The 13,040-nt window shown below is 45.1% G+C and carries 11 protein-coding genes and 1 pseudogene; 4 read left to right on the plus strand and 8 right to left on the minus strand.

Annotated elements, in window-relative coordinates; genetic code table 11:
* Positions 1 to 66 precede the first annotated feature (66 nt).
* Complete coding sequence (locus OC23_RS09735; protein WP_038344453.1) at positions 67 to 1,197, plus strand: acyltransferase family protein; 1,131 nt, start codon at positions 67 to 69, stop codon at positions 1,195 to 1,197.
* Between the two features lie 42 nt (positions 1,198 to 1,239).
* Here the strand turns inward: OC23_RS09735 and OC23_RS09740 are convergent, their stop codons facing one another.
* The 5 genes from OC23_RS09740 to ppx are packed head-to-tail and all read right to left on the minus strand — an operon-like array spanning position 1,240 to position 6,364.
* On the minus strand, positions 1,240 to 1,809 hold the full coding sequence (locus tag OC23_RS09740) for a YggT family protein (RefSeq protein ID WP_038344455.1): 570 nt from the start codon (positions 1,807 to 1,809) through the stop codon (positions 1,240 to 1,242).
* Between the two features lie 16 nt (positions 1,810 to 1,825).
* The gene (gene proC / locus OC23_RS09745) at positions 1,826 to 2,665 is read right to left on the minus strand and encodes a pyrroline-5-carboxylate reductase (protein WP_038344457.1); all 840 of its coding nucleotides are present in this window, start codon (positions 2,663 to 2,665) and stop codon (positions 1,826 to 1,828) included.
* Between the two features lie 3 nt (positions 2,666 to 2,668).
* Positions 2,669 to 3,934: a tRNA lysidine(34) synthetase TilS gene (tilS, locus tag OC23_RS09750; protein ID WP_038344458.1), complete on the minus strand. Its 1,266-nt coding sequence runs from the start codon at positions 3,932 to 3,934 to the stop codon at positions 2,669 to 2,671.
* Positions 3,935 to 3,990: 56 nt separating this feature from the next.
* A complete protein-coding gene (locus tag OC23_RS09755; protein WP_038344459.1) occupies positions 3,991 to 4,815 on the minus strand; it encodes an acetyl-CoA carboxylase carboxyltransferase subunit alpha in 825 nt (274 codons plus the stop codon).
* A 28-nt stretch (positions 4,816 to 4,843) separates the two neighbouring features.
* Positions 4,844 to 6,364 (minus strand): exopolyphosphatase, encoded by a 1,521-nt coding sequence (ppx, locus tag OC23_RS09760; RefSeq protein ID WP_038344461.1) that lies wholly within the window; start codon positions 6,362 to 6,364, stop codon positions 4,844 to 4,846.
* Positions 6,365 to 6,638: 274 nt separating this feature from the next.
* On the opposite strand from ppx, the gene trxA reads away from it, so the two are divergent.
* From trxA to OC23_RS09775, 3 genes and pseudogenes are all read left to right on the plus strand, one after another.
* Positions 6,639 to 6,965 carry a thioredoxin gene (trxA, locus tag OC23_RS09765; protein ID WP_038344462.1) on the plus strand — a complete coding sequence of 109 codons (327 nt, stop codon included), beginning with the start codon at positions 6,639 to 6,641 and terminating at the stop codon, positions 6,963 to 6,965.
* A 329-nt stretch (positions 6,966 to 7,294) separates the two neighbouring features.
* Positions 7,295 to 8,563, plus strand: coding sequence for a transcription termination factor Rho (gene rho / locus OC23_RS09770; RefSeq protein ID WP_004906752.1), 1,269 nt, complete (start codon positions 7,295 to 7,297; stop codon positions 8,561 to 8,563).
* 386 nt (positions 8,564 to 8,949) lie between these two features.
* A pseudogene (locus tag OC23_RS09775) lies at positions 8,950 to 9,150 on the plus strand (hypothetical protein); the annotation flags it as partial.
* A gap of 172 nt (positions 9,151 to 9,322) precedes the next feature.
* On the opposite strand, the gene OC23_RS09780 reads toward OC23_RS09775, so the two are convergent.
* From OC23_RS09780 to pheS, 3 genes are read right to left on the minus strand one after another with little or no spacing between them, the layout of a single operon-like run.
* Positions 9,323 to 9,619 carry an integration host factor subunit alpha gene (locus tag OC23_RS09780; RefSeq protein ID WP_000126166.1) on the minus strand — a complete coding sequence of 99 codons (297 nt, stop codon included), beginning with the start codon at positions 9,617 to 9,619 and terminating at the stop codon, positions 9,323 to 9,325.
* Entirely contained in the window at positions 9,616 to 11,997 is a 2,382-nt protein-coding gene (gene pheT / locus OC23_RS09785; RefSeq protein WP_038344464.1) for a phenylalanine--tRNA ligase subunit beta, read from the minus strand. The genes OC23_RS09780 and pheT overlap by 4 nt, the downstream gene beginning before the upstream one ends.
* Before the next feature lie 34 nt (positions 11,998 to 12,031).
* A complete protein-coding gene (gene pheS / locus OC23_RS09790) occupies positions 12,032 to 13,012 on the minus strand; it encodes a phenylalanine--tRNA ligase subunit alpha (RefSeq protein ID WP_004664219.1) in 981 nt (326 codons plus the stop codon).
* Between the last annotated feature and the right edge of the window lie 28 nt (positions 13,013 to 13,040).

Here is a 13,040-nt window from a genome sequence, read left to right on the forward strand (position 1 = left end):
CGCTACAAGAACACCAAGAAAGAATAACCGATAAAAATTAATCCGCATAGGAGAAAGGAATGCGACATGTCCTTTAATCAAGTTCAGTTTAAACGTTATCCTTCCATTGATTCATTACGTTTTATTTCCATTTTTCTGGTATTGCTGCATCACTTTAATATTCCTTACAAACTGTTGGATACTTCCATCAGTTTTCAGGTTTTTGGAGAACATATCACCACGCTCCTCGCCCGAAATGGCAATTATGGCGTTACCATGTTCTTTGTGATCTCGGGTTACCTGATCACCTCGCACACTCTGAAGCGCTGGGGTACCCTTGACCAGATCAACATTCGGGATTTTTACATTTCAAGATTTTCCCGCATCATGCCGACCATGATTTTACTGATCTGTCTGGTCAATCTTCTGGGGGCTTTTGAGCTAAAACCATTTATGACCCAGGCACCGAATGGCATTATTGTTGCGCAATCTACCGTCAATCTGGCTGCACTCAGTTTCTGGATGAATATCCTGATTATTGAAAATGGCTGGGTCAATTATGTTCTGGGTGTGTTGTGGTCCCTATCAGTTGAAGAAGTCTTTTATCTAACTTTCCCGCTGGCAGCCCTCTTCTTCAGAAAACAGGCGCTGTTTGTACTGCTTTGTCTCGGCCTGATTGTATTTGCCCCCTATTTCAGGTATTTGCATTATGGGGAAGAAAGCGGCGCCTATTTATATCATTATTTTTCCAGTTTTGATGGGATTGCATGGGGGTGTATTGCAGCTTTGCTTGCGCCCCGGCTTCATTTGAGCCACCGAATCTGGTCAGCCCTAAAAGCGATGGCTATTGCGGTCATGGTCTTCATTTATTTTTCAGGATCGATTAAAGACAACTGCATATGGGGAATCAGCCTGTTTGCATGTTCCACCGTGCTGGTGATTCTGGCCAGTGTGGCTAATGAACCGCTCAACGCTGGATCTTCCCGTTTTGACTGGGTCAGGAATATTGGCAAGAATAGCTATGAAATTTATCTATTTCATCTCGTTATTCTGGGCCTGTTCAAGCTGTTTTATACCCCGGCTCTCACACAAGGCAATATTAAGCTGCTGTTATTACTGATTTACTTTGTGCTGGCTATCGCTCTGGGAGGCTGGATTGCACGCTATTTTTCCAATCCACTCAATCAAGCCATACGGCAGCTATTCATCAAGAAATAAAAAAATGGGCATAATGCCCATTTTTTACTGAATCAAGCGCCATTAAAGTCCTGTTAACAGGATTTTAGCGGCTTCATTCATCAGGATCTCGGCAACATACAGCGCCAGAAATGCCAGAATCGGGGAAAGGTCGATCATCCCCATATTCGGTAATATGCGACGGAAAGGTGCCAGCAAAGGCTCCGCCAGTTCCTGAATGACTTCGATATAAGGTGAACGGGACTGGGTAAACATCACCACCCAGCTTAAAATAATGGTTGCAAAAATCAGATAGCGACAGAAACGGATCAGATCCTGAATCATGGTCACAAAGGTCGTCACGACCAGATAAACTGCACTATGGGGCATCTGTCCAGACAAATACATCAAGCCAAACATCTTCAACAAATACAGGACCACCAATAAAGCCACTGCGGCCAGATTGACACGCCCCTTACCGACTGTCGGGAAAATACGGCTAAAAATATCTACAATTCTGGTTGCTTTCACTGTGGAAAGCACTACAGGATTGTATGGACTCACTGCCGCCAATTGCATTAAAAAACGGAAAAAGACCAATAAAATAGCAACATTGATCAAAACACCAAAAATTAGCGCAGAACTTGCACCCATAATTGTCTTATCCTACTTAAACCGATTTAGTCTTGTCACTCAGCTCTTGTGCAAGCTCTTGGCTACGCTTTTGAGCCGCTGCAAGCGCTGCCTGAATATTTTGTGAAATCTGGGCACGATCAAACACTTCTAAAGCTGCCTGTGTTGTGCCGTTGGGAGAGGTCACGTTTTTACGTAATTCTGCTGGAGAATTCGAGCTGGTAATCGCCATTTGCGCTGCACCCAAGGCTGTTTGCAGGGTCAACGCAGTTGCCACCTTCTCATCTAGCCCCAGATTTTTTCCGGCGCGAATCATGCTTTCCATCAAGTAGAAGAAATAGGCAGGGCCAGAACCGGATACCGCAGTAACCGCATCAATCTGTGCTTCATTTTCCACCCAAAGGGTCAAACCCGTCGCAGCCAGAATCTGGCTGGTCAATTCACGGTCTTGTGCATCGACTGCTTCAGACGCATAAATGCCATGCGCCCCCGTCTGTACCAGCGCAGGCGTATTGGGCATCACCCGCACAATACGCTGACTGCCACCGATTAAATCTGAAATGGTCTGAATTTCAGCCCCAGCAATAATCGAAATCACCAGTTTATCTGACAACAGGCCTTTTAATGGTTGTAATACCGTTGCCAGCACTTGCGGTTTGACTGCCAGTACTACCACATCTGCATGCTGAATGGCTTCAACATTATCTGTTGTCGTCTGGATTCCTTTTTCTTCCAATACGTGACGAATCTGCTCGACAGGATCAGAAACGGTAATACGTGTCGTAGGCAACCCACGAGAAAGTAATCCGCCAATCAAGGCTTGCGCCATATTTCCGCCACCAATAAAACAGATATTTTTATTCAATGCTGTCGCCATGTCCTACTCGCCATTTGAAAAAGACCGATGAAAAATACAGTCGGAAATTAAACTTGGTTGCCAGCCCCCCTGTACCACGTACTCGGATTGCGCTAACCAAAACCCTTTTGGGCTAAAAACCCCAAGCATAACATTATCCACGACTAATATTTGAATTGTATGACGTAACCAAGGCAAAATCTGTGCTTCTTGAACGGCTTTTTTGAGCGGCCAATGGCCAACACGCCCATAAAGATGAATCTTTTCTCCCCCCCGGCGTCTGAGCAGCTTTAACTCCTGGCCGAGTAAGCTTGCCGATAAACCAACCTCTTGATTGATAATCCTGAACTCGCCAGACGCGACCCGGATGCTTTGTTGTAGCTGATAGTGTTGAAAAACAACCTCTTCAATATGCACGAGCCGTTCTGCATACAGGACTTCTCGACTGAGGCGATACAGTTTTTTCTGATAGCGCACATAATAATATGGATGGATATGCAGGCTTGCCTGTGCATCCGGCTTTGCCAGAATCACTTCATTTTGCAGGCGCTGGACCATATCATAACTTGGCCGGTACTGCTCCCTCCCCTTGATCCAGTCTGAAAGGAGTTGCCGTTGCCGTGCAGATGAAAGTTGACCTAATCTGGTCAAATCCAGCTCATGCTCTGTTGCGCAGTGGCGCCAGTCCTGTTGCAGGACTTCATTTAAAATACTTGCAGCGTCCTGCATCAGCATACTGCTGCGGGCTATGGCTGCCTGCATTTTAGGAAAACGGCTTTCTAGAACTGGCCATAACTGTTCCCTGCACCATGCCCGGTCATAATGGGTATCATGGTTGGTAGGATCAGTGACATAATCAAGACCAAGCTGTGCCGCCCATTGCTCAATCTGGGCCCGGCTCAGTTGCAGAAAGGGTCTCCAGATAGTCATATCCTCACGGATATCAAGCTGTTGCATGGCTGCAAGACCATTGACCCCGGCGCCAGACAATAAACGCAATAGCAGTGTTTCGGCCTGATCTTGCTGATGATGGGCCAGAACCAGAATTTCACCAGGCTGTAAATGCTGCCGATAAGCCTGATACCGGGCCTGTCGCGCTTGCTGTTCAAGGTTGCCTGTCGCAACCGAGACTTTTTGTAAAATACAAGGCAGGTTGAGTGCTGCAGCTTGCTGCTGTACGAGCTGCCCCCACGCCACACTCATATTCTGGAGTTGATGATCAACATAAATGGCGCGGGTCTGATGAGGGAAAAGTACTGACATCAGATGCAGCAACAGCATGGAATCCATGCCGCCGCTACACCCGATCAGGAATCGGGTTTGTTCAGAAAAATGCTGTGTTTGTGCTAAGACGCGATGCCTAAATTGCTGCTGCCAAACTTCATTAAACGTTGATAACGGGCGTCGCATCGTTCCTGGGCATCCATCGGTTGCAATTCATCTAAAGCCTGTTTGAGCACATCTTTTAAATCATGCATGACTTTTTCAGGTTGCAAATGCGCCCCTTCGCCTTCATCCACGACATATTCCACAATTCCTAAAGCCTGAAGCTTGTCGGCTGTTAATGCCAGCGCTTCACTTGCTTGTGCAGCCTTGTCTGCTGTTTTCCACAAAATGGAAGCACAGCCTTCAGGAGAAATTACAGAATAGATACTGTGCGATAGCATAATGACACGGTCTGCCACCCCAATACCCAATGCACCGCCCGAGCCACCTTCACCAAGCACGGTAGCAATCACGGGAACTTTTAAACTTGAAAGCTGGGCCAGACTGGTCGCAATTGCTTCGGCCTGTCCACGCTCCTCTGCACCTACGCCCGGGTAAGCCCCCATAGTATCGACAAAAGTAAAGACAGGTAAATTGAAACGCTCAGCCATATCCAGCAGGCGCTGCGATTTACGATAACCTTCAGGATTACACATACCAAAGTTATGCTGTAACTTTTCACGGGTACTGCGACCACGATGCTGGCCAACCACCATCACAGGTTGTCCATCAAAACGTGCCAGACCGCCAATCATGGCGCCATCATCACCAAATAAACGGTCACCATGCAGTGCATCAAATTCTGTAAAGATTTCACTCACATAATCCAGAAATTGCGGACGTTCAGGATGTCGTGCAATTTGAACCGTAGCCCAAGCCTTGGACTGAGTCGCTTTATTTTTCATAAGTCAAGAATGATCCATAATAATATGGTTAATCAACAAATTTGTCTGACTGAATATTTAACTCAATGTCCCAATGCTTAAACTGCACTTGTTCATCATGCAGGTCAGCAACTAATAAAGGCCATTGTTTAGCATCGCCAGATACGCTTAGCTGCCATTGTTGATCATTTACAACACTCAGTTCAATGGCAGGAAGCATCTGATCACTACGACTATGATTCAGTAAAACAGCAAGGCGAAGCAACAGGCAAAGATACAGTAGATGGTTGCCACCGACCTTTAAAACGTCATTTTTTGCATCTGCACGTAATTTGCGGCGATGATGTGAAACCAGATGAGACAAATGGTTTTGATCAATTTGTGAAAAACCTGGAATGTCCGAATGCTGCAATAAATAAGCGCCATGACGATGATAACCACTGTGGCTGATCGCCAGGCCAATTTCATGCAAATAAGCAGCACGACGCAGTAAGTCACTGTCTTCAGTAGTTAAATTTAGCGCCTGTGCCACCCCGTCAAACAGTTGCTGGGCGGTATTGACTACACGTTCTGCCTGTTTCGGATCGGCGTTATAACGCCCCATCAGGGCTTGCACACTACGGTCACGAATATCTTCATGCTTGAAACGGCCAAGCAGGTCATACATGACACCTTCGCGTAACGCACCATCAGAATATGCCAATTTATCGATATCCATAACTTCAAAAATGGCAAATAAAATGGCAAGTCCAGCTGGCAAAACTGCTCGCCGGTCTTCACGCAGTCCCTCAAAATCAATTTCAGAGATATGCTTGAACTTGAGTAAGCGGTCTTTGAGTTTATACAGTCCATCCCGGGTCAGGTTTTCCTGTTCGTCACTCAACCCCAGGTTAACCGCAATCTGGCGACAGGCCTTAATGGTACCACTCGACCCGACCACGGTGTCCCAGCCAACAACTTTATAGGTATTGGCAATACCTGACATTTCCTTACGTGCCGCAACAACCGCTTTGTCAAAGGCCTTGGTGGTTATTTCGCCATCAGGAAAATAGGTTTTACTGTAGGCCACACATCCCATTTGCAGAGATTCGGTATGCAATGGCTCAAATTCTTCACCAATAATAAACTCGGTTGAACCGCCACCGATATCGACCACCAGACGGCGTCCGCCATTGGCCATGGTATGGGATACGCCCAGATAGATCAGGCGTGCTTCTTCCCGGCCAGCAATAATCTCAATCGGTTTGGGTAAAATTTCGGCTGCTTTCTGGATAAATTCATGACCATTTTTCGCCTGTCTTAAGGCATTGGTCGCCACAATTCTTAAACGGTTCGGCTGAACCGAGCTTAACCGGCCAACAAAACGGGCCAAACAGGCCAGTCCACGTTGCTGTGCCGCCTCTGTTAAATTCTTGTTTTCATCCAGTCCCGCAGCTAACTGTACTTTTTCTGACATTGAAGCGACTTTCTTAACTTCACCGTGATCAACACGAGCAATCGCAAGATGGAAACTGTTCGATCCCATATCAATCGCAGCAAGTAATTCTTCATCAATCAGAAAATCAGACATTATTCATATAAACCCATGCTCAATTCACGCATTAGAGTAATTCACATGCTTCCAATTTTAAAGTCATTTTCATCAATAAAAGTAACTGATTTCTGCTTTTTAACGCCTAAATCATTGTAGAAGTCGATAATCTGCATCGTGAGCATCCATTAGACTTTTCGTTTTCAAACTTGAATAATCGGAACAAACCCTTACATTGAATAAAGCGGCAATGTAATATTCATCGTGATGATGTTTAAATTCGCACTTTATTTCTCAAATTTGGAGCAACCTTATGTCTGCGACTATTGTTAATACAACTGATGAAAACTTCCAAGCAGATGTTTTAGATGCTGAAACTCCTGTACTTGTTGACTTCTGGGCTGGCTGGTGTGCGCCATGTAAAGCAATCGCGCCTGTACTTGAAGAACTTTCAAACGAATACGAAGGTAAAGTGAAAATCGTTAAAGTGGATGTAACTTCATGCGAAGCTACTGCAGTGAAATACAACATCCGTAATATTCCTGCATTATTGATGTTTAAAAATGGTGAAGTTGTTGCTCAACAGGTTGGTGCAGCTCCACGTTCTAAGCTTGCAGCATTTATTGACCAAAACATCTAATACGATTACTGGATGGTCGGTACTGGAAATACACGTTATACCGAATCGTGTATTTCCAGTTAAAAATTGACAAATCCCCTGATTTCCTCTATATTTCTGGATCAAGAAGCTTTGAATGGAATCTACTTCATTGCGCTTCTTACAAGACACAAAACATAAGATCGCCGCTCGGCAATAAACAATTGTTTTCACATTTCTCTCTGAAACAATGAACCAGACTACTGAATTGTGGTTGTGTAAATACAATTACATCAGCATGTATGTATGCGGTCGATTTTTATTCTTTCCCTAACGTAGTCCTCCACTTATTCCATTCTGTCTGACCACTTATGAACTTAACTGAACTCAAGAAAAAACCCATTGGCGAACTCATTAAAATTGCGGAGTTTATGGGCCTTGAAGGCATGGCACGTAACCGTAAACAAGATATTATTTTTGCCATTTTAAAGCGCCATGCCATGAATGGCGAAGAAATCTTTGGTGATGGTGTTCTCGAAATTCTGTCTGATGGTTTTGGCTTTCTACGCTCTGCGGCTGGTTCATATTTGGCTGGCCCAGACGACATCTATGTCAGTCCATCACAAATTCGCCGCTTTAACTTGCGTACGGGCGATACTATTACCGGTACAATCCGCCCACCAAAAGAAGGTGAACGTTATTTTGCCTTATTAAAAGTAAACCAGATTAACTACGATACGCCTGAAAACTCCCGTAATAAAATCTTATTTGAAAACTTGACACCACTCTTCCCGACCGAACAACTGGTGATGGAACTGGGTAACGGAACCACAGAAGATTTAACTGCACGTGTTGTAGACCTGGTTGCCCCTATCGGTAAAGGCCAGCGTTCAATTATTGTGGCACCGCCGAAAGCTGGTAAGACGATGTTATTACAAAACATCGCGCAATCAATTGTACGTAATAACCCGGAAGTATTCCTGATTGTACTGCTTATTGACGAACGTCCTGAAGAAGTGACCGAGATGGAGCGTACCGTTCGTGGTGAAGTTGTGGCATCAACCTTCGATGAGGCACCTGCCCGCCATGTTCAGGTTGCCGAAATGGTCATTGAAAAGGCCAAGCGTCTGGTCGAGCATAAAAAAGATGTCGTGATTCTGCTCGACTCGATTACCCGTCTTGCCCGTGCCTACAACACCGTAATTCCTTCTTCTGGTAAAGTATTGACGGGCGGTGTGGATGCGCATGCTTTAGAACGTCCAAAACGTTTCTTTGGTGCGGCACGTAATATCGAAGAAGGTGGTTCACTCACCATTATCTCAACTGCCCTGATTGAAACCGGCAGCAAGATGGACGATGTAATCTACGAAGAATTCAAAGGTACGGGTAACCAGGAAATTACCCTTGACCGTCGTATTGCAGAGAAACGCGTCTTCCCTGCGATGAATATCAAGAAATCGGGTACGCGCCGTGAAGAACGCCTGATGAGCGAAGAAAATCTGCGTAAAGTCTGGATTCTACGCAAATTGCTTCACCCGATGGATGAGCTTGCTGCGATGGAATTCTTGCTGGATCGCATGAAAGAAACCAAAACCAATGACGATTTCTTCGATCAGATGAAAAGAAAAGCATCCACCTAACATTGCAGAAAAAGCTACCTCAATGGTAGCTTTTTTTATTTGGTTGACATACTTACAGAACATTTACATTTTTTCAAAAAAGTTACCAAAAACACTATTCTATTGATTTAATTATATATTTAAAAAATAACTTATTTAATTTCCTTAACTTACCGATTCAAAGCTTAGCTTTCATAGTTATTTTCTATCAAAAAACAGTCAAATTCTGTCCATTTTTGCCGTTTTGTTGGGCAGAACAGTAGTAATTCATGAATTGCTTTGATAGGATAGCATCAGACCAGTTAGACTGCTCCCTGCGTTGTTACCTAAAGCGTTTAGGAATAATAAAAGCACAAACAGACTAACTCAGGTTTTTTTTAATCTCACAATTTTATGAGAGTGATGCCATGTTATTCAAAAAATTCGCTGTTGCTGCTGCTATTGCTACTACTTTAGCTTTCGTTGGTTGTACTAAGAAAGAAGAAGCGCCAGCTACTGACGCTACTGCTGCTGCATCTGAAGCTGTAGAAGCTGCTTCTGAAGCTACTGAAGCTGTTGACGCTGCTGCTTCTGACGTTGCTGCTGCTGCTTCTGACGTTGCTGAAGCTGCTACTGACGTTGCTGCTGCTTCTGACGTTGCTGCGACTGAAGCTGCTCCTGCTGAAGCTTCTGCTGCACAATAATCTAGTTTTAGATTATCGAAAAAAGAGAACCTTACGGTTCTCTTTTTTTTATGCCAAAATTTAAGGCATATACAATAACAACAATAAAAAAAGCAGATCAATCGATCTGCTCATTTCCAACACGCTGTCTGAATTTCTGACCTGCTCTAAAGGTCACTACACGACGGGCAGAAATTGGAATTTCTTCACCCGTCTTTGGATTACGTCCCGGACGTTCACGTTTGTCACGCAACTCAAAATTACCGAACCCAGAAAGTTTGACTTGTTCACCGGCGATTAATGCCTGGCTGATTTCATCAAAAAATAGCTCGACCATTTGTTTTGCTTCACGGCGATTTAAGCTAGTCAGCTCACTTAAATGGTCCGCCATATCTGCTTTTGTTAATGCTGTCATGAGGCCCTCAATGTCGCTTGGTAAGTGTCTTCCAACACTTGAATAATGTTATCCATACCAGATTTAATTTCAGCATCTTCAAGCGTACGAGTTGGATGTTGCCATAGCACTGCAAAAGCGAGAGAGCGTTTGCCGTGTTCAACGCCTTGCCCCGTATACACATCGAACAACCATGTTGAGTCAAGTAACTCACCACCAGTTTGCTCAATTAACCGCTGAATATCTCTTACCTCAATATTATCAGAGATTAAAAGCGCAATATCACGTCTAACCGATGGAAAACGTGATAATTCTGTAAAATTAGATACATAAGATTGCAAAACTGCCTGCTGATCAAGTTCAGCAACCCAGGTAGTGCCCAAATCCAGTTCAGTTTCCAGCGACGGATGTAAACGGCCAAGATAACCGATCGATTGTCCATCCAGCAGAATTTCAGCAGACTGCCCCGGATGTAACCATGCACGTTCACTGCGCGTGAACTCGACCGTGGTACGTCCAGCCGCCAGAATTTCTTCAATTTCACCCTTGAAGTCAAAGAAATCCATTGCCTGAGCTTTGCCATGCCAGGACTCTGGTACACGTGAGCCAACCGCAATCAATGCCAGTGTTGGAATCTGTTTGAGATCATGAATAGTTTGGGCATTCTGATAATCAAAACGTAAGCCTAGCTCAAAGAAACGTACACGTTGTTGCTGACGGTTTAAGTTGTACTGCACACATGGAATCAGGCTCGACAACAAGGTACTGCGCATCGCAGCCAGATCGCTTGAAATCGGGTTTGCCAGCATTAATGGCTGTACGGCCGGGTTCAGCTGCTTTTCAAGTTTTGCATCGGCAAAGCTAAAACTGATCGCTTCCTGATAGCCCAGCGTTGTAATTGTTTGACGCAATTGTGCAATTTCAAAACGGTCTTGATATTTTTCTAGCTTGACATCAATTTTTGGCAAACTGATTTGAATATTGTCATAACCGTGAATACGCACCACTTCTTCGATCAGGTCTTGATAAATCGCCATATCATAACGATGCGAAGGGGGTACAACACTCCACTCACCCTCTGCAATGACCGTAACACTACAGCCAAGACGAGTTAATGCATCGGCAATAAAATCACCTGCAACCGGATAACCCAGCAACTGGTCAACCTGAGACTGTTTTAAGGCAATCGCTTCACGTTTTGGCAATAAAGCCGCTTGCTCGGCAATCGTGATCGGCCCGAACTCACCACCCGCAAAGGCTTGAATCAACTCAGAAGCACGGTGCATGGCGATCATTGGCAGTTCAAAATCGACACCACGTTCATAACGTTGTGACGAATCGGTATGTAAACCGAAACGACGTGCACGGCCAGCAATTGCCAGCGGTGCAAAGAAAGCGCTTTCAAGGAAGATATCTTGCGTATCATCGGTTACCGATGAATCCAGACCGCCCATGATACCGGCAATCGCCAATGCTTTTTGTTCATCGGCAATCACCATGATGTCATCTTGCAGTTCTACTTCCTGCTCATTGAGCAACATCAACTTTTCTTTAGCTTGCGCTTGACGAACCTGAATCGAACCTTCGATTTTTGCCAGATCGAACGCATGCATTGGCTGGCCCAACTCAAGTAACACATAGTTGGTAATATCGACCAGAATACTATGGGTACGAATTCCTGAACGTGCTAATGCCTGCTCCATCCAGTCTGGTGTTGCCGCTTTGACATTGACATTTTTAACAATACGCCCTAAATAGCGAGGTGTACCTTCAGTCGTAATCGTTACGGCCTTTTCATCAGCGATGGTTGCAGCAACTGACTGAATTTCAGGCTCATTCATCTTCAGCTGATTGATGACTGCAATTTCACGTGCAATCCCCCGGATACTGAAACAGTCTCCACGGTTTGGTGTAATGCTGATATCAATGACGTTGTCATCCAGCTTTAAGTATTCACGGATATTGGTCCCGACTGGCGCATCTGCAGGTAATTCCAGCAGACCGTCGATCTTATCTTCCAGATCAATTTCAGATGCGCCACAAAGCATGCCGTGTGATTCAACCCCACGTAGTTTGCCTTTTTTAATTTTAAAGTCGCCCGGCAATACTGCGCCGACAGTTGCAACCGGTGCTTTCATACCTGCACGAACATTTGGCGCACCGCAAACGATTTGTAATGGCTCACCAGAACCGATATTAACTGTCGTTACGCGTAAACGGTCTGCATCCGGATGTTGTTCAACCGTGAGCACCTCTCCCACAACCACGCCGCTAAATGGCTTTGCCACAGGAGCCATTTCGTCAACTTCCAGACCCAGCATAGTCAGCTGATCAGAAAGAGTATCACTATCAACAGCCGGGTTGACCCACGTGCGTAACCAATTTTCACTAATTTTCATCTGTATAAACCTTATTTAATCCTGAAAAAAATGCTTAGGCAAACTGGCGCAAGAAACGCACATCATTCTGGTAGAACATACGTAAGTCATTGATGCCATAACGCAACATTGCAAAACGCTCTACCCCTAAACCAAAAGCAAAGCCTTTGTATTTATCAGGATCAATACCTGCAGCACGCAATACATTTGGATGTACCATGCCACAACCGAGAACCTCTAACCAACGACCGCGTTCATCCATGATATCCACTTCGGCACTTGGCTCGGTGAACGGGAAATAAGACGGACGGAAACGTACCTTTAAATCTTTTTCAAAAAATTCATTCAGCAAGTTGATCAATAGACCTTTTAACTCGGCAAAGCTGGTGTTCTCTGCCACATATAGCCCTTCGATCTGATGGAACATCGGCGAATGGGTCTGATCCGAGTCACAACGATAGACACGGCCCGGACATACAATACGAATCGGTGGCTGGCTGGTTTCCATGGTACGGATTTGCACGCCAGACGTATGCGTACGCAGCAAATGTGTCGCATCAAAATAGAAAGTATCGTGCATGGCACGTGCCGGGTGATGTCCAGGAATATTTAATGCTTCAAAGTTGTGGTAGTCATCTTCAACTTCCGGACCATGTGCAACCTGGAAACCTGCCTTGGTAAAGAACTGGCAAATACGCTCTTGGACCTGAGTAACAGGATGGATGCTCCCCATACGCTGACCGCGCCCTGGCAAGGTAATATCAATGGTTTCACTCGCCAGTTTTTTTGCCAGTTCAGCTTGTTGCAGGGTCTGTTGACGCTCGGTCAAAGCAGCATTGATTGCTTCACGAACCGCATGAATCGCAGCGCCTTGTACTTTTCGTTCTTCAGGATCCATTTTTCCAAGTGCTTTCGACTGCTCTGCAAGCTGGCTTTTTTTCCCTGTAAATTGCACACGGACTTGGTCGAGTGCAGCAAGGTCTTGAGCCGCTGCAATGGCAGCAAGCGCTTCAGTGGTCAGGGCTTCCAGTGACATAGTAACTCTCAAAGCAACAAAATATAGA

Origin of the sequence: Acinetobacter sp. A47 (assembly GCF_000805455.1) — a bacterium.
Taxonomy (GTDB): Bacteria; Pseudomonadota; Gammaproteobacteria; order Pseudomonadales; family Moraxellaceae; genus Acinetobacter.

Excerpts from the sequence above, each read along its gene's own strand:
- OC23_RS09735 (WP_038344453.1), top strand. The coding sequence starts at position 67 with ATGTCCTTTAATCAAGTTCAGTTTAAACGTTATCCTTCCATTGATTCA.
- OC23_RS09740 (WP_038344455.1), bottom strand. The coding sequence starts at position 1,809 with ATGGGTGCAAGTTCTGCGCTAATTTTTGGTGTTTTGATCAATGTTGCT.
- proC (WP_038344457.1), bottom strand. The coding sequence starts at position 2,665 with ATGGCGACAGCATTGAATAAAAATATCTGTTTTATTGGTGGCGGAAAT.
- tilS (WP_038344458.1), bottom strand. The coding sequence starts at position 3,934 with ATGGATTCCATGCTGTTGCTGCATCTGATGTCAGTACTTTTCCCTCAT.
- OC23_RS09755 (WP_038344459.1), bottom strand. The coding sequence starts at position 4,815 with ATGAAAAATAAAGCGACTCAGTCCAAGGCTTGGGCTACGGTTCAAATT.
- ppx (WP_038344461.1), bottom strand. The coding sequence starts at position 6,364 with ATGTCTGATTTTCTGATTGATGAAGAATTACTTGCTGCGATTGATATG.
- trxA (WP_038344462.1), top strand. The coding sequence starts at position 6,639 with ATGTCTGCGACTATTGTTAATACAACTGATGAAAACTTCCAAGCAGAT.
- rho (WP_004906752.1), top strand. The coding sequence starts at position 7,295 with ATGAACTTAACTGAACTCAAGAAAAAACCCATTGGCGAACTCATTAAA.
- OC23_RS09780 (WP_000126166.1), bottom strand. The coding sequence starts at position 9,619 with ATGACAGCATTAACAAAAGCAGATATGGCGGACCATTTAAGTGAGCTG.
- pheT (WP_038344464.1), bottom strand. The coding sequence starts at position 11,997 with ATGAAAATTAGTGAAAATTGGTTACGCACGTGGGTCAACCCGGCTGTT.
- pheS (WP_004664219.1), bottom strand. The coding sequence starts at position 13,012 with ATGTCACTGGAAGCCCTGACCACTGAAGCGCTTGCTGCCATTGCAGCG.